The organism is Subtercola endophyticus (assembly GCF_021044565.1).
GTDB classification, from domain to species: Bacteria; Actinomycetota; Actinomycetes; order Actinomycetales; family Microbacteriaceae; genus Subtercola; species Subtercola endophyticus.
This window is the reverse complement of record NZ_CP087997.1, coordinates 4,145,106-4,162,526: the sequence shown is the minus strand read 5'-3', so window position 1 is coordinate 4,162,526 and position 17,421 is coordinate 4,145,106. Positions and strand designations below refer to the sequence as shown.

The window sequence follows — 17,421 nt, the reverse complement described above, 5'->3', positions numbered from 1 at the left end:
GACACCACGATTTCTGTTCGAGCTCTTGCGCGTCCTATGCTTGCCCAATTCATTGTCGAATACGAACCACCGGGGGAATCACAGTTGAATACTCGTTCGCGCGCGCTGCGCCTTGTACTGGCAGCGTCGCTCACGCTCGGCATGACCGCAGTCGGTCTCGGCCTGGCAGAATCGGCTTCGGCCAACACCGGCTTTCCGTCGAGCAGCCCGGTCACACCGATCGCCGGCCATGAGGTCGACACCGGCGTCATCGTGCTGCAGTTCGATGCGTCGCAGGCGGGCCTGACGGCGGCGGTCGCGACACCGGATCCGGCCGATTCGACCGCCGTTTCGACCGTGACGGGAGTCATCGGCGCCGACGGATCGGTGAACATCCGCGACTTCGCGGGCCCGGCCGCCGTCTACATCAAGACGGCCGATGGCCAGGTGCACCAACTCGGCAGCAGCCCGCTGCCCGGCACCGTCATGAGCCGGCAGGCGGCTTCGATCTTCCGCGGCCAGACGTGGACGTACTCGTACGCAGCAGATAACGACACGTTCACTCCCATCAACTTTCCCTCCGGACCCGTCACTCCCCCGACAGCCGCAGAGGTTCTCACTCAGATTCCTATTACGCACTTCACCGTCGATTCCTCAGATGCAAACCCCGGATGGCCTCTCGACTTGCGCTTTTCTTCCATCAGCCCGAACGGGATCGGCGATCCGAATTACACGAACTCGGTGACCAGCTATATCTACGGGCAACCAGATTCTCTCGGCGCGACAATCGTCAGAAACGGACGATTCGACGTCGCCATCCCCGCTCGTTACAGCTACGGGGAGCACACCGTCGGTTCATTCGACAAGTATGGGCGCCTGGTGACCGTCGCAAAGGTAGGCAGCGCGTCTGCTCCCAGCGCCCCTGCAGGATCAAGCGCCGCGGCCCATCCGCTCGACACGGGGAACGTACTGCTCGAACTTCAGAATGTGATGTCGGGAACGATTGTGACCTCCACCGTCGCCGATCCGACGAACCCTGGTGCGTCGAGTGTCGTCAGCGCAACCGTAACTTCGAACGGCCTGGTCGCGCTGACGAACTTCGCCGGGTACGCCAGAATCGACATCGGTTCGGGCAGCGCGGACGACAATCAGAATCCTGCGACCTTCCGCGCCGATGTGAACATCTATCGTGCTCAGACCGTGGTGTATGGCTACCCGGTCGTCTCGACTACCGACAATAACCCGTTCGGCCTCATCGGCCCCGTACCCGCGCCGGTCATCCCCACCACCGCGGCCGAGGCGGAAGCGCTGACGCCCGTGGCTACATCGATGGTGTCGCCGACGTCATGGCCGGCCGGCTCAGACCTCACGCTCGACTTCACCAACGTGACGCCGACGTCGATCGTGCCGAACGACTCCCTGACCGTCGACAACTACGTGTACGGGGCTCCGACGGCGCTCGGGTCTTCGACCATTCCGCTCATGAGCGGCGGCTTCGCCTATTCGTTCGTCGTGCCGGGGTCGTTCACCTCCGGCGGCACGGTCGCAGCGTCATTCGACCAGTTCGGTCGCCTCGTGACGCTCGACCGTCTCGACGGAGCGGTGGCGACGGCGGGCTCTGACCCGGTTTCCACGCCTGCGCCAACAACATCTGCGCCCGCGGCGCCCTCGTCGGCCGGCGCGGCCACAGCGACTCCGAGCGCACTCGCGAATACCGGCCAGACCGATGTGGCGCCCGCTGGTATCGCCGCGTTCGTGCTGTTCGGTGTCGGGGCGATCGTGCTCATCGTCTCGCGAGGGCGTCGCCGCGCATCCTGCAACTGACCGAACCGCCAGCCGAAATGCAGATGCTCGGGCCGCTCGCTGACTGAAGCCAATTGACGCCCGCCCTTGACCGGAAAAGTGTGAGTTTCGTTCCAGAATGCCTGGGCTAAGGCGGTGACCTGGCTGTATGAGACCGAGCTGATCAGAAAATCGGCCCCACCGACGACCGCCGGACAGGGAAACAAGTAGGAATCAGTCCCAGGCCCAATCACTCCCGCACCAAGCGCACTGCCCAGTCACGGAGCGCGGGATCATGACATACATCCTTCAGCTCAAAAGGATGCGGCACCAAACCTGGGGCGCTTCGGGCAGCTGAACTGATCGCGCATAGAAGCGGCAGAAGACCGTAGACGGTTCACTCGAGGCATCAGAATCAGTCGCTAAATCACTCAAGCTGAACCTCAAAGCGATCGGCCTCGATTTTCATTGCACCGAACTCGCCCGAAACCGAGTACCGCTTACCTTCATTTGAAAACTCATCGAGATGGCCGTAGTCGATTTCATTGTTGGCGTCTCGTGCTGGCACTAACTCTCCCTGACCCGACCAGTCGCAATGCGTAACGCCGTGGAACACAATTCTGCCTCGTCTAAAGCAGAACTGGGAATCAGCGTCGGGCGGCAGGTAACTTGGATGTTCCTCGGTGAGCACGAAATCGAACGAAATCCATACATTCGATGGGAACGACTCGACGTTCAGTACATAGCTGTCTTCGAGGTCAATGCCAACAAGCTCGGGAGATTCAGCACCTATGCTCATTGCCCGAGATCCCAAGTGATCGAGGCGTGGTTGCTTGGACTCTTCCTCGTGACGCTGTTTCCATACGGGTCAGTCCTTTGCCCGTCCGAATTTCTAATTTCCACGTGCGGGTCTTCGCTTCTTGAACTGCATCAGCTGGGCCCAGCTCATCCATCATGAAGTTGTCTCTCCTTCCGACAGCGGTGCTCCCTGTACGATCGAGTCCCTTACCCAATTGGCGCTGTGACGTTCCGGCTCACTCCACAGAGCCGATTGATGCTCATCTTACCGTGCAGCACGGGACGGTTTCGCCCCGTGCTGCACGGATACGCTATGGACCGCGTGATTTGATTCGTTCTCGGCTGCCGTGAGGCAGCTCTCCAGCGCTTCTAACGCGACTCGTATCTCTTCGGACGAGGCCGTCGGCGCGGAGTACGCGATTTGTGGAGCACGTTTCTGTAATGCCGCATCCGCGAAATCGAACACCTGATTAGCGGCGCAAAACGCGGAGTCATAGGCAGCAGCTTCGCGAGCCCTCAGCGCGTAAACGGTCGCCGCAATCGTTGACTGCTCGAGCACGTCAGAATCAGTCGCCAAATCACTCAAGCTCAACCTCAAAGTGGTTGCGTCCCCGTGGGTGGTGGAATTTTTGGCTAGCTGAGCGTCGTGTTGTCGACGTGGTGAGCCATCGTGCGATGGTCGATGAGCACCGACTAAAGCTACTCATGGAATGGACTCACGCACGATGGCTCTGGATAATTCTGCCTTGCTCGAGCTGCTTGGCCAACTGAAACTCACTGATGTCAGCGACCGGGTCAGGGTCGCGACCGAAACGCTGTACCAGGAACTGATCGACGCGGAAGCTGCCGCGTTCATCGGCGCCGGACCCTACGAACGCAGTACCGATCGGGTCACGCAACGAAACGGGGTCCGGCAACGCCTGCTGACCACGACGGCTGGGGATCTGCAGTTGAAGATCCCGAAACTGCGGGCGGGCACGTTCTTCCCGTCGCTGCTGGAACGCCGCCGACGGGTTGATCAGGCTTTGTTCGCGGTCGTGATGGAGGCGTACCTGCACGGCGTCTCGACCCGAAAGGTCGATGACCTCGTGAAAGCGCTCGGCGCTGACACGGGCATATCGAAGTCGGAGGTGTCACGCATCTGCGCTGACCTCGACCAGGAGGTTGCTGCGTTCCGGGATCGTGACCTGACCGGGCAGGCATACCCGTACGTGTTCCTCGACGCGACGTACTGCAAAGCACGCGTGAATCATCGGGTCGTGTCACAGGCGATCGTTGTCGCGGTCGGTGTCGCCGCTGACGGGCACCGTGAAGTCCTCGGTTTCGACGTCGGTGACAGCGAAAACGAGGCATTCTGGACCGAGTTCCTCCGCGGCCTGAAAGCCCGCGGCCTGAACGGCGTGAGGCTCGTGATCTCCGACGCGCACGCCGGCCTGATCAAGGCGATCACCGTGACGGTGCAGGGTGCGTCGTGGCAGCGGTGCCGGGTGCATTTCATGCGCAACGTGCTCGCGGTGATCCCGAAAGGATCGCAGGAGATGGTTGGCTCGATCATTCGCACGATCTTCGCCCAACCCGACAAAGAGCACGTGAACGGCCAGTTCGACGAGGTCACGAAAATGCTGGAACGCTCCCACCCGAAAGTCGCGACGATGCTGAACGACGCCCGCCCGGACCTGCTCGCGTTCGCGAGCTTCCCGCCGAAGCATTGGCGTCAGATCTGGTCCACGAACCCGCTGGAACGGGTGAACAAAGAAATCAAACGCCGCACCGACGTCGTCGGCGTGTTCCCGAACCCAGCAGCGATGCTCCGCCTCGCCGGATCTGTCCTCGTCGAGCAGCACGACGAATGGGAAGCCGGCGAGCGACGCTACTTTTCCGAAGCCTCAATGAAGGAACTCGACACCACACTCAACGAGGTCGAGGAGGTGGTTGTTATCCCAGAACTCGCTGCCGCATAATCAATGAATTGATCCCCGCACGGTGTCGAGAAACTCCACCACACAACGGGACGTGACCCTCAAAGTAATCAGCGTCGATTTTGATTGCGCCGAACTCACCTGAAACCGAGTACTGCATGCCTTCATTTGAAAACTCATCCAGATGGCCGTGGTCGATTTCGTTGTTGGAGTCTCGTGTCGAGATCGGAACCCGAGCCGACCCACAACTAGAACAACTCGTCACCGCAGCGCTGGACCAAATCACGCCCCCGAACACCGCTTGACAACAATACGAGCATCCACCCCCGGGGGACTTGACCGTCAATCACTTGTCCCGGAAGTTGACTGGTCTAACCAGTCGCGAACCTGACCGGCGAGAGACTTCGCGATGAGAACTTGGTCGGTTTGCAACTTGTTGGATTCCAAGGCGATCTCGATTGCGGCTACAAGCGTTTGCGCCGTTTCTGCGTCAACGCTCGAAGTGTATGAGTTCGTTGGATCGATCAAGATGCCAGTGAGTGAAATATTCTCGCGCTTAGCCCACTCCAGCAGGCGAACTCCGTTTTTCGGACTCAATCCGGGTAGGTCAATTGACCAGTAGGGCCAAATGAGATCGTTACCTTCATTCTTGTCAATGGTCATGGCCCTACGTATTCCAGGTTGTAATCGAAAGTGCCCGTGCGCGTACTCCTGCTACCCAGGCCCTTTACAGTATTAGGCATAACCGCACGGACGTCAGCGCAGCGAAACGAGCGTCGTAATGGCGGCTCAGATGCGAGAACACCTTCGAGATGACCCGCCATCCCGCGGCGTTGTCCGGCTCAAGTGTCGTGACACGCGACGCCGCCTCCAGTGCTCGCCCAGGTTCCCCCAACTGAAGATGAGCTTGACTGAGAATCAACAATGCCTCAGCGTCATCTGGTCGCGTCGACAAGTGCTCCGACGCTATTTTCTGGGCATCTCGCGCCTTGCCTGATCCCAAGTAAGCAGCTGCCAACCAAAGCAAATACTCCACTATTAGGCCAACCAGGACAACGACGACAAGAATCCTGCGCTGTCTCTTCTCGACGACCGAGTTCGCGCGACGCCGCCGCCAAATCGAAGATGCACGTTCTTCAGAAGCAATTTCAGGAGTGCGATATGCCCAGGAGGGGTGTCACCTGAGTCGGCCTCAGATTCACACCGAGATTCTCGCTCATAGACGTCTAAGGCGACCGGGTCGGCGTCGAAGTACGCCTCCCAGAATCCTGGCTCGGCCCAGGCGGCCGGAACGCCCCTGACCCGGCCCCCCTGCTCTACGCGAATTGGCTCAGTAACCACGCTCCCGCTTGAGTCCCGAATGACAAACCATCGCCTGTCGACGCCAATCTTGAGTGCCGGAATTACTGCATCGCGGTCCATTCCGAACTCGGGCGCGCTATCGGCCACTTGGCTGAGGTAGACGTCGTCGACTGTAGCCGTTCGAGTCATCCAGGCCGCAAATGCCTCGCTCGCCTTCAATTCACCCTCCAATGTGGACCTTCCATAGCCTGCTGACCAGTTTCCTTACGTAAATTTCGATTAGCGAAAGCATGGTTTGGCTTGTTAGCGAGAACGGCTAGTAGTTCGCTTGCGGCACCCCCGAAGTCTCCGTAGGGCATCCTGATCAGCACTAGGTTGTGTCGCGCGGAAGCATGTTCTGGTTGGATCCGTAGAGCGGCGCGAAAAGCGGTCTCCGCAGCGGCAAGATCTTTGGCGATCAAGGCAAAGTTTCCCAACGCCAGATAAGCATCGGGCTGATTTGGAGCCAGACGAACAGCAGCTCGCGCCGACTTAAGGCCCCGATCGGTGACACGATGCTCGCTTTCGTCGTCATCCGCAACTGCACCGTGCGCCACCAAGGAAGTTGATCCAGGCGGAGAGATCTCAGTGCACTGACGCGGGCATTATCGTGATAGGCCGCATGCGAAAATGCTGTCGCTAGCACTCTCCAGGTCTTAGCGTTTTCTGGCTCCATATGTGAGGCAGATAAGGCCGTCCCTAATGCTGTTGCAGAGATGCGCAATATCGCCTTGAACCAGATCGAGACGCATGCTGCCTGATGGGTTTCCCTCAGCGCCGCCCACGAGGTCGGTTCCAGTCGCAAACATGTCAGTGCGCTATCTCGAGCCTCCTCATATCGGTTTAGATTCGAAAGTGCCGCCGCAACCGCCCTCCATGCCCTAGCATCATTCGGCACGATACTCGAGGCACGCGAGGCCACCTTCACCGCGCCCGCGGAATCATCTAACTGGATGAGAGCCCGACTGAGAATGATCAGAGCTTCAACGTCATCCGGCCGCAAAGACAGATGCTCAGCGATTATCTTCTGCGCTTCCTGCGCCCTACCCGATTCCAGATAAATAATCGCGCGCCAAAGCAAGGGATCATTAGATCTTTGCATCGAACGCTTACTTCGCTCGAGTCAGCTTGAACCAGAAAGCTTTGTTTCGGACACCGCGCCATCGCCGATGCCGTCGGCCTCGTCGAGCACATTCTTTGGGAGCATCGAACTGGCAGTCAGGATTTCTAATCCTATGATCTGTCCTGCCTCATCGAGGTCGATGTTGACGATGCCGCCCATCTGATCCGGGTCACACAAATACACATTGGCAACGCCGCCCGGGGCAATTGACTCGGCCAACTGTATGTAAACGGCGTCAGCAAATTTGTCATAGGTGATTTTCATGGTCGCGCCTTCATCAAGTTAGACATGCCCAGCCGCACGAAGTGAGGGAGGGACGTCAAATTCTTCGTAGTGCAGTTGGTGTTAACTATGTTTCAAACCTGTCCCGTTCGCCCGAACGGAACGTTGGCTGCGGTTTCGTCCTTATCAGCAGGCAGGGACCCTTGGCTACTTGACAAACCGGGTACTTTGAATCTCCCCCGTCCGGATGTCGATATCCACTTTGTACCCACTCCAAGTGTTCGCGGCGAGGGTGCCACTGGCAGATATTTCAAAGGATACGAAAGTGTCGTTCTCGTCAACCTTCGGTAAGGTCGCCCTCCACCTAATAGTTCCGTCCGGCCTAATTCGAAGTAAATTGTCGAAGCGTCCCTCTGTCGATGCCATGTAGTCCCACAGAACCAATGCGTCATCTGAATCCGGTATTCGTTGAACGCGTGTTGCAGGAATGCCATTGATTATCGCCTTCCACGCACCCTGTTTCTCCGACCCGCCAAAAGTCACAGCGGCCCCATCTAGTCCATAAGCCATTGTTCTCCTAGCTACTGCCCTAAAGGTGCGCCGTCTTGGAAGTTCTCAATTCCGATCCCTTGACGTAAGGGAACTTGAGGCCAACCACCATGCTGCCCAAATGCCGATTCTCGCCTGGCCTCTTCTCTTTTTGCAACAGCCGCTTGGTATGCGGGGTCCGCCTCCAGGCGCGCCATCAAATCGCTCGCCTTTGCCCACTCGGGCCCACTCGAACTACTCATGGAATGCAATTCAGGTTCATCGGCACATTGGGGTCTTGAGCAGTTGAGTAAGCGGTTTGCAGTTGTTGTGATGTGGCTGTTTTGGTGGTGAATTCGCATCGCGTTGCAGACCCGATCTACAGGGGGATTGAGGGCCACCCCGAATCGGAAAGGTTTGACCGGAATTGCTTAATCCCTCCGGCGGTTCCGCGTGAGTCAAATTCTCGCAAAGCGGAAACAAACATTTCAAATCCCGATAGCTCTGTAAACGGACGCCCTACAGCCACCGCATCGTATCCCGGCGGCCAGTCGGTATTCCTACACGGCAGCCACTCTAAGACGGCCAGATCTCCGGTATCGGTTTGCACTTCTACCTTCTGACCGCCCTTCCACACGCTGGATATCCCCTTCATCAGCCACAGGCATCTGATCCAGTTGAACCAAGCCGCGGGGTCAGTAGTTCCTCCGTCCGCCCAGACACTTCGATCGGTGTCACCGATCAAAGTGGTCAGGTCGTCGCCAGCGGTGGTCTCGAACTTTTCAAGAAAGAGCAGCGAACCATCTCGAATCTCGAGTGCCGAAAATCCCATGTCCATATGTTCACCTTTCACTTAAGGAAGGGTGATGAATTCTGTCCAGCGTTGGTGATCTCATTGCCATTCCGGACCTCCGCCCACACCTGACTACCGTCTTCTTGTACCTCGCGATACGTCTGCACTGGCCCACCGTTGGTTTCTATCGTTTTGAATAAGTTCTCCGGTCTAATGATCCCCTGAATCAATTCACGGTTAGCTGGGGTGTCATCCGTAAAATGCCCCGGATCATCTCGAAAGATATGAGAGGCATCCGTCCTGAACTGAGGGCCCCGAGAATTTTCAGACTCTTCTTCCTTACTACATTGAGGAAGAAGAGGGCTGCAGTTCGCGCTCGGCGAAGCTTGGGTTTGGTCGGGCTCGGCAGATGACTCAGATTCGGTGCCAGCACCTGTCGAGTCTCCGGACAGGGACAAGACGAGACCCAAGTCCCCCACTCCCCCCAGCAGCTTGAAGCCCAAAATCGCAACAGTTCCGAGTCCCGTCCATGTGACGGGACTGTCTCTTAAATGGTGTTTCTGGCCTGACACGCTGAGCTGAGGTTTGGCGGGGAAGGTGCCGTGATGACGACACTGGATGTTGTGAGTTCGAAGAAGAAGGAGCCGACGGCGGAGGAACTGGCCGCGGTCGAGCTGGTGCGGCTCGCCCAGGAGCAGGGCCTGTCGCTGACGGGCCCGGACGGGCTGTTGAAGCAGTTCACGAAAACGGTGCTCGAAACTGCGTTGAATGAGGAGCTCACCGAGCACCTCGGCCACGAGAAGCATCACGCCCCGGAAGAGCGTGAGGGCACGAACGTGCGCAACGGTACGCGCCCGAAGACGGTGCTGACCGAAGCGACGAGCGAGGTCACGATCGAGGTCCCCAGGGATCGGGATGGCACCTTCGAGCCAGTTATCGTGAAGAAACGCCAACGCCGCCTGACCGGGGTGGATGAGATCGTATTGTCGCTGTACGCGAACGGTCTGAGTACCGGTGAGATCAGTGCACATTTGGCTTGGCAGCGGCTGCGACGGTGCACGCAGCGACCAGTTCGCCCGAGCACCAGATCGGTGTGGTGCTGGCCGATGCCGGCTACTGCAGCAACAGCAACCTCGACGCACTTGGACCAGACCGGCTCATAGCGCTAGGCAAAAGCCGAGAGCAAGCCGCTGCCGCACTTCAAGCTCCAACATTCGGGCCGCCGCCAGTAGGAGCGACTACGCGAGAAGCGATGGCTCACCGACTCCGAACCCCCGACGGGATAGCGGCTTACAAAAGACGCGGCGCGACCGTCGAACCCAGCATCGGAACCCTGAAAACCATCCTGAACAGATTCTCCCGCCGAGGCATCAATGCCGCGCGAAGCGAGCTGAACCTCGCAGCAACCGCGTACAACATTCGCAAGATCCACACCGCGACCGCCTGACTGGTGCGGGGCCAGGAATCAATGCTGACGTCCGCGGCACTCAACCGCGCCGGCTGATTCGTCACGCCCAAAACGAGGCCACCGGCATTCTGCGACAGGCTCTATGCCATCGAGATCAGGAAAGTGATCTGCTCCACCAACGCGATCGAGTCCCTGAACGCCCGATACCGGCGCGCGGTTCGTGCCCGCGGGCATTTCCCCACAGAGCAGGCAGCCTTGAAATGCTTGTATCTTGTGACCAGATCCCTCGACCCGACCGGTGCGGGACGAGCCCGATGGACGATGCGCTGGAAGCCCGCACTGAACGCGTTCGCCATCACCTTCGCCGACGGCTGGCCGGCCGGCCGTGGAGACCTACTAAATGAAAACGCCAGAAACACCGTTACTGTTACAGACCCAGAGACTAGAGGAAGACTCGCTGCGCTTCAATGATTGCTGCAGCTGCATGGCTCCCTGGATCGGCCGGATTAGAGATCAGGACGCTTGGCCCGGTGTAGAAGTCGTCACGATAAGGGTAAAGGTCGAGGGCTTCACTATATTCTTCCAACATTTCAGGGGTGAAACGGTCGACTATCTTGCGTTTCCGGTAAGACTCGATATCTTCGAATTCTTGAATGGTACCGTTGGCATCGAATCGCCAACCATTCACTTCTCTGACAACTGATATTGTCCGCACGTAATTCAAGAAATGCGTGCGGATCGGGCCGAATAGTTGAAATTGAACCGCCCCAAACCGGGATCGACCATCAACCGCGTGAGGCCGATCCGGAATGAGTGTCGTAACCAAACCTTGACAGTGAATCGTTCTGGCGAGATAGCTCACGGTCGTTACTTGATCCCCGCCTCGGAGTCCATTGTCGAAGATCGCGACCCATTCCGGGTTGCGGGTAGCCACGACCAATTCTCGGGGTCGTACAGCTTCGGTCAACGGTTCGAGGCGATGAACATTCGGGCGAAACCCCTCCTGTAGGAATTCCTTCTGGGCTGACCCGTGGATTCTCGTCCGCCACGCATGTAAAGCATCGGCGGTTTCGTCCAACGATGCACGTAGGAAGCCGATATTCCACGTCACGGGAACGTAAGCATCAGAGAATAACGCCATCACTTCACCTCAAACAGTTGCACAACCCCATCCGGATCATTCGAAAGTATTCTCTGTTCATGCCCAGCCGCACGAAGTGAGGGAGGAACGTCAAATTCTTCGTAGTACCGTTGGCCATTCATCGTATATTGCAGGTCTGGTCTATTTATCCCGACGCGGTTGCCGCTCAGATCAACCTGTTGTTGATTGACGCGAAATTCAGTCGCGCCGTTCTCTTGCAATGCGCCAATCCGATCCTGAACGAACGCATTCTGAGATGCACTGCCACCCACGGGCCTATCCAACAGAAGTTCACGCGGAGCGGCAGGGTTGACTGCGGCGTCTTGAGCGAGTTGGCCTCCGCCGGCTTCTACCCCCTCTGCAACGTCTACTGCGCCGACCGCCCCTTCGGCGGCTGCTATGCCGGCTTCAGCTGGTGTGCAGAGTCCGAAGGTCGCGGTAACGCACAGGGCGCCGATAACGATTCCGACCGCTAGCAGGCCTTGGATGGCTTGGTTGGCGTTGGTTCGTGCGGTTTGGAGTTGTTGTGGGGTGGCTGTTTTGGTGGTTGACAGGCATCCTGTGGTGCCGGTGGCTTGGCAGCCCTTGCCTGACTGAGTCACGGTTCCACCCGGTGCCCCGCCCCCGCTCGAGCCCCCGCCGCCACCACCGCCGTTTCCGGGGGCGGGTGGTGTTCCGCCGCCGTGGTTATCGTTTGCGCCCGGGTTGTACTTGCTGTTGGTGGGCGCGTGGCCGGCGCAGATCGAGTCATCGATCGTGAAGCAGTTCCCCGACGGGTCTGTGTTGGTGATCGGGCTATTACCGGCGTAGTCGTATCCGTTATTCTGCGCCGGGATGAACGGCGACAGCACGGCGTCGACGGTGAGGAACTTACCGATCGTGGGATCGTACGCGCGCGCCCCGATCTGGGTGAGCCCGGTCAGACCGGAGGTCGGGTCGTCGAGGTATTGGTTTTGTGATGACCAGGTCGCGGCGGCACCGCGGGTGTTGCCATAAGGGTCTTGATAGCGGTGCGTTATCACACCGGTCGTGGCGTTGGTTTCCAGGTCGGGAGTGCCATCGATGTCGTTACCAAGCCAATACACCGCACTCGTCGTGGAACCAGCGGCACTGATACGTTCAGCGACAGGAATACCTTTCAGGGCGTAGGTGCGGACCACGGATTGGGCGGTCGCACCGTTCGCGATCCTGATCTGCGTGTCACCAAGATACAGAGTCGCACCGTTGCTGGAGTCCTTTTGCAGCAGCAGGGATCCTGACGCGTCGTACACGTCCGTTTGCACAGACGTGCCGACGGTATCAGTCGCGACCTTCCCGGTCGGCGTGTACGTCAGAGATTGACCCGGCCGTGTGGTGGTGTCACCAGCATTGTCGTACCCGTAGCCGAGGTTCGTCGTGGTGCCCGATGTGGTTGCAGCGACGTTCGAAACAGCGTGCGGATGCGATGTCGTTGCTGCCGGGTAGGTGTACGTCTTGGTCGTATCCACACCCGTACCGGTGGTCGCGTGACCGACAACACTGGTGCGGTTCCCCGTGGCGGGGTCGACGGTGTAGGTCTTCCAGAGCGGTGCCGCACCGCCGATGGTGGTCGAGGTGGGGGTGGTGGCGCAATTGTTGCTGGTCGGTGTCCAGAAAGCGGTCAGGTCTTGGAGGTAGTCGTAGGTGTAGCACTGGGTGTCTGTGGCGGTGCCGGTGGTCTTGTCAGAGGTGACGTTGCCGGCATTGTCGTGGGTGTACATCCGGTCGGACTGCATGGTGGTGACAGCTGCGGTAGTGGTGGAGTCGGAGATCTCCGAAGTCGCGCCGCTGGATGGGTCATAGGCGTACCCGGTGGTTTGGGTTGTGGTGCCATTTTTCTTGATTTGGGAGACTTGCCCGAGAGGGCTGTAGAACATGAGGCCATAAGTGGTCAGGCCGCCGCTGGCATAGGTGTTCCCGAGACTGTCGTAGAGATATCGGAGGCTTTCGCCGGCGATACCGCCCGTGGCAGGGTAGTCCTTTTCAGCGATGCTCCCGTCAACTTTGTAGTACATGGATGTGCTGTACGTGGTTCCGCCGAACGCAGGCGCGCCGGTCGGAATGCTGATGGTTTCGCCGGCTGGGTCGTAGAGGCCGTCGTAGCCGCTGATGGTGTCGGTGTACGCAAGGCCGGGGTTCCCGGCGGTTGAACCGGTGTAGCTGCTGGAGCTTGTCAGTTGGCCTTTTCCTCCGGTAGCGGTGTCATAGTTCCAGGAGGCGAGTTCCAGACCGGCTGCGCCGACAGCGTTTTGGTATTGGCCGGTCTTTCTGTTCAGGGCGTCATAGGAGTACGCGAGGGTGATGCCGCGGCTGTCTGTGGTGGTGAGGGTGTTTCCGGCGAGGTCGTAGGTGCTGTTGGTGGTTCCGGTGTCGGGGTCGACAGCTTGAGTCTGCTGGCCGAGCACATTGAACGCCCAAGTCCAGTTATTCCCGGCAGGGTCGGTCATAGAAGTCATGTTCCCGCCTGGGTTGTATCCGTAGGTGGTGGCTTCCTGGGTGCCGCTGATCGTGGGCGCGAGATATTGGACTAGTCTTGTTTTTTCACCCAGGGTGTTGGTGTACGAGCTGGTCGGTGTGCCGCCCGCGGGTGGCACCGTGTCGACACGGTCCGCGCCGAGGTAGGTATTGGTGGTGCGGTAACGTTCTACCCCGCCGTGGTTCAGGATGGTGTGGAGGGCACGGCCGGCGCCGTCGTAGTCGGTGGAAACCGACGAGTCGATGTTCTGCGCGTTATAGCCGATGAAGAGCGCGGCTGACATCGCAGTGGTTGGCTCACTGTAAGGATTGTTCGTCAGATACACCATTCCCGCAGCGTCGTAGTCGGTGTCGGTGACAAGTGTTCCGCCGTAGCTTGCGGCTTGGGTTTGCACTTGACGGCCAAGGCCGTCATAGAGGGTGAATTGTTCGACGTTTTGCCCTCCCTTCAGTACTGTGGTGGCGACCGCATTTGGAGACGTCTGAGAGAGCGTGTAGGCGTAACTGATCGATGGGGTGTTAGGGTTGGCGGCTTGCGGCCAAGTCGGTAGCCAGACTGCTGTACGGTGACCCAGCGGGTCATAAGTCGCCGTGGTGACGTTGGCGTTCTGGTCGGTCGCCGAGGTTTCGGCACCCCAGGACGGGTTGAACGTTTCGGTGTTTGTCCAGCCGAGAGTGTTCGTCGTGACTGTTTTGGTCAGGCCGCCCGAGCCAGCCGCGGATGTCGCGGGAGTGTAGGCGGTAGTGGTGGTGTGGTTCATGATGTCGGTTGTGGATGTCGTACGGCCGAGGCTGTCGTACGCGGCTTTGCCTGACGTTGTCCACACGGCGGTGGCGGCCGCCGAACCCGTGTAAGAGGAGACGATTTTGGTAGTGGTGGCGTCTCCCTTGGTGGGGGTAGCGGCCCAGGCGAGGTTGTCGTATATCGTGCGGGTGTCCGAGACCGCGGCCGCCGGGTATACGGCGGTTGCGACGTTGGCGCAGGCGACACCGACTTTCGCCGTTTCATCTGGAAGCCCGATCAGCCACGCGGTGGTGTTCGCGGGCGCGTAACTGGTGGTCGTGCAGGTGCTTCCCGCGTCGGAGGTGGTGGTATTGGCCGTGGTCGGCAGCCCGTAGGCACTGTCGTAGCCGGTGGTGGTGTCCGTGGTGCGGTTTCCGCCGGTGGATACCGGTTCGGTGAGCAGGGTCTCTTGCTGACCCGTCATTCGTGCCGTGAGCGTGTTGTCGTTGGCGGTGATTGGCCCGGCCCAGGGCGTATTCACGGTGTCGGAAACGACAGCGCCTCCGACACCGTTGAGTACTTTGACTTCGCGAGTGCTGCCGGCGAACCATCTCGAGTCATCGAGGGTGGTGCTGCCGGTGACCTTCACGGTTTTCGCGCCACCGGTTGCGGTCGCGCGGTCGCCGTCCATGCCTTGGTAGAAGGTGTAGTCGGTGGTTTGTTGTTTGGCCGGGGTGCCGGGGTCGCCGACTCGAATTTCGACCGTGTTGTAGCCCGCGTACTGCGACCAGGTCTTCTGACTGTCTGGGGTGAGTGGTGAGGTGTCGTAGCGCCAGGCGGGTGTGCCCGTGTAGTTGTAATCGGTTTCCTGGGGCTTGTCGTTGTCACCGCCGGTCTTCGGGTTCGATATCACCTTGGTGACCACGTACTTGTGGAACAGGTCCTCAGTTGCTGCGACGGCTGGCACGATTTGAGGTGTCCACCATTGCGGGAAACACCTGCTCGTGTTCGATTGGGGTGACGCCTCGATCGCTGGAGCGCTCGTGGCATCGCATTGTTGAGCGGAGTAGCTCACCGAGATCACCGCACCGGTCGAGGTCAGTATCGAGGAGATCCGCCACTTGTCCAATGGTGCGAGCCCATTGATTACCCAGACCCGGTTTTGCATGGTAGCGCCGGTGAACATCGTGGTCGGTTCGGGGAGGGAGTTCGCGCCGTCGTAGCCGGAGTGGGCGACCTGGGTAAGCCAGAGCGCAGCGTTTGTTCCGTCGCCCGGGTCGGGGAAGGAATGCCCAAGAGTCCAGACATCGACGTTGCTGTACGCGCCAGATTTCAGGACCTTCGTGGTGACGGTGTCGAGCATCCCGGTGGTCCAGAACGTCGGAGAGACCAGGTTCGGGCAGGTGCTGCCGTTGCAGAACTGGTCGAACGGAACGTCGGGGTACGATGTCGGGTGCGCGGCCGTGACCGGGGCTGAGGTGATGGTTTCGGTGGTGCAGTTCGCGTGGGTGGTGTCGGAGCAGCGACCGTATTGGTCGTAGCCGAAGGCGACCTTGTCCGAAGCGGCATTCGCGGAGTAAATGGTCGCGGCGGTCATGCCGTAGTCGATGTGGTCGAGCTGGCCACCGCGAATGTATGACACGGCGGTGCCACCGTTTTGGGAGTACTTGTTCGTTTCGGTGTCGTAGTAAAGCGCTTCGGCGTTGTTGTGTGCGTCGACGACGTAGTCGAGGTTCCACCGCCACGCCTGCGTGCACGCTGATGCGGCGAAGGTTGCCGCGTGGCACGGCTCACCACTGTCATTGCCGTACACGGGCACGGTGAAGGTGGAGTTCGTTGTCGGTTTTCCGGTCGCCCAGCCGGGAAGCTGGTTCAGGCCGAAGTAGTACTGGGTGCCGTCGCGGGTGGTGAGCCTCCAGCAGTCCGTGTCGTACGTGCCATTCGCGGCACAGCCAGCGGCGGTGCCAACGAGATGCTCGATGCGGGATCCATCGTCGGATTGCAATCTCCATGCGCCGGTGCCGGCGTCTTTCACGAGCTGCCCGGTGTGGCCACCGAGAGACAGGGTAGCGTTGTCGGTTTTCCAGCAGAGATCCCCGGAGGTGGTGACGGGGCCGGAGGCGCCATTGTCTTGGGAACAGGAAACGTAGGTGCGTTCGATGAAACCACTGCCGCCGAGCGACCACCCATCGCCGACCGCAGAGGGTTGGTTGTTGCTCGACCCGGTCTCTCCGTCGACGGACTGCGAGTCATAGGTAAGATTTACGCTCGGTGAGAGGCCGGCCGCGGCGGGCGGAACACTCATCGGATAAGACCACGAGAAGTCACCCGTCTGTGCGGACACGTCCCACGACGACGCGGGTTTCAATGAGGTTGCCGAGAACGACCCGGTCCCGGTCGAAGACACCGGCGTCGACAGGGCTGTCAGCATCACCGCGGCGGAGGAAACCTGCGGGGTGACGACGATCGCGTTATCTGCGGCGTCAGAGGTCGCAGCGACAGTTGTCTGCGCGCTCGGATCTGTACCGGTCGCGTCGAACGGGATCTGCACCCATCGGGTGCGGGCTGCGAAGTCGGCGCCATACAAACCGGCGAGCAGACTAGTCGGGATGCGCACCCCGACCGGTGCTACGGTGTCGGTCTTGTCGTTGCGGGCAAGTTGTAGCACGAGCCCGGTGAGGCCGTGTTTGGCTGCCGTATTCGCGTCCAACACAGTGGCGCTCACTGATTGCACGGGCTGACCGATCAGGCTTTGCGCAGTCGTTCCCATGGCGACGTTCGCGGTGGTCGCCGGCGCGATGCTGAGCCCGGTGGAGCCGAGCGGAGACCAGTCGCCCGCCATGGCTGCTGGTGTGCCGCCGGTAGCGGTTTGAGTCGTCAGAGGTACGGAGCCCACTTTTGTCGGTGTTGCGAGTGTGTAGGAGCCAGAAGCGGGGAGCGCAGACTCTACCGTGGCAGTGCTCGCTGAAGATGCCGGTGTCGGCGGCGTGGGCAGCATTGGTGCGGAGCTGCCAGGAACGAGGGTTCCATCGAAAGGCGCGGGTGGGATGCTCGCCGCTGCCGCCGAGAGCGCGCTGGTCCCGGTCAAAGTTGCCGCGGTGACCGCGATCGTCACGCCGAGCGCGGTGGTGCGTATGACCCGGTTCGAGAGGTTCTTCATGGTGTGGTTA

Annotated in this window: 10 protein-coding genes and 1 pseudogene; 3 read left to right on the top strand and 8 right to left on the bottom strand. The window is 59.7% G+C overall.

The window, feature by feature from the left end; genetic code table 11:
• Positions 1 to 84 precede the first annotated feature (84 nt).
• Positions 85 to 1,803: a hypothetical protein gene (locus tag LQ955_RS19300; protein WP_231026084.1), complete on the top strand. Its 1,719-nt coding sequence runs from the start codon at positions 85 to 87 to the stop codon at positions 1,801 to 1,803.
• 385 nt (positions 1,804 to 2,188) lie between these two features.
• On the opposite strand, the gene LQ955_RS19295 is transcribed toward LQ955_RS19300, so the two are convergent.
• Positions 2,189 to 2,560 carry a hypothetical protein gene (locus LQ955_RS19295; protein WP_231026083.1) on the bottom strand — a complete coding sequence of 124 codons (372 nt, stop codon included), beginning with the start codon at positions 2,558 to 2,560 and terminating at the stop codon, positions 2,189 to 2,191.
• Positions 2,561 to 3,284: 724 nt separating this feature from the next.
• Between LQ955_RS19295 and LQ955_RS19290 the strand changes: the two genes are divergently transcribed.
• Positions 3,285 to 4,520, top strand: coding sequence for an IS256 family transposase (locus LQ955_RS19290; RefSeq protein WP_231028027.1), 1,236 nt, complete (start codon positions 3,285 to 3,287; stop codon positions 4,518 to 4,520).
• 300 nt (positions 4,521 to 4,820) lie between these two features.
• Here LQ955_RS19290 and LQ955_RS19285 read toward each other — a convergent pair whose 3' ends face one another.
• From LQ955_RS19285 to LQ955_RS19270, 5 genes are all read right to left on the bottom strand, one after another.
• On the bottom strand, positions 4,821 to 5,141 hold the full coding sequence (locus LQ955_RS19285) for a hypothetical protein (protein WP_231026082.1): 321 nt from the start codon (positions 5,139 to 5,141) through the stop codon (positions 4,821 to 4,823).
• 64 nt (positions 5,142 to 5,205) lie between these two features.
• Complete coding sequence (locus tag LQ955_RS20285; RefSeq protein ID WP_390623409.1) at positions 5,206 to 5,514, bottom strand: tetratricopeptide repeat protein; 309 nt, start codon at positions 5,512 to 5,514, stop codon at positions 5,206 to 5,208.
• A gap of 723 nt (positions 5,515 to 6,237) precedes the next feature.
• Positions 6,238 to 6,921 carry a tetratricopeptide repeat protein gene (locus LQ955_RS19280; protein ID WP_231026081.1) on the bottom strand — a complete coding sequence of 228 codons (684 nt, stop codon included), beginning with the start codon at positions 6,919 to 6,921 and terminating at the stop codon, positions 6,238 to 6,240.
• 21 nt (positions 6,922 to 6,942) lie between these two features.
• The gene (locus tag LQ955_RS19275; RefSeq protein ID WP_231026080.1) at positions 6,943 to 7,206 is read right to left on the bottom strand and encodes a DUF2283 domain-containing protein; all 264 of its coding nucleotides are present in this window, start codon (positions 7,204 to 7,206) and stop codon (positions 6,943 to 6,945) included.
• A gap of 865 nt (positions 7,207 to 8,071) precedes the next feature.
• Entirely contained in the window at positions 8,072 to 8,530 is a 459-nt protein-coding gene (locus LQ955_RS19270) for a hypothetical protein (protein WP_231026079.1), read from the bottom strand.
• A 560-nt stretch (positions 8,531 to 9,090) separates the two neighbouring features.
• On the opposite strand from LQ955_RS19270, the pseudogene LQ955_RS20280 reads away from it, so the two are divergent.
• A pseudogene (locus LQ955_RS20280) lies at positions 9,091 to 10,364 on the top strand (transposase).
• Here LQ955_RS20280 and LQ955_RS19250 read toward each other — a convergent pair.
• Entirely contained in the window at positions 10,336 to 10,827 is a 492-nt protein-coding gene (locus LQ955_RS19250; protein ID WP_231026077.1) for a hypothetical protein, read from the bottom strand. The pseudogene LQ955_RS20280 and the gene LQ955_RS19250 overlap by 29 nt on opposite strands.
• A gap of 206 nt (positions 10,828 to 11,033) precedes the next feature.
• Positions 11,034 to 17,411, bottom strand: coding sequence for an RHS repeat domain-containing protein (locus tag LQ955_RS19245; RefSeq protein WP_231026076.1), 6,378 nt, complete (start codon positions 17,409 to 17,411; stop codon positions 11,034 to 11,036).
• Positions 17,412 to 17,421 lie beyond the last annotated feature (10 nt).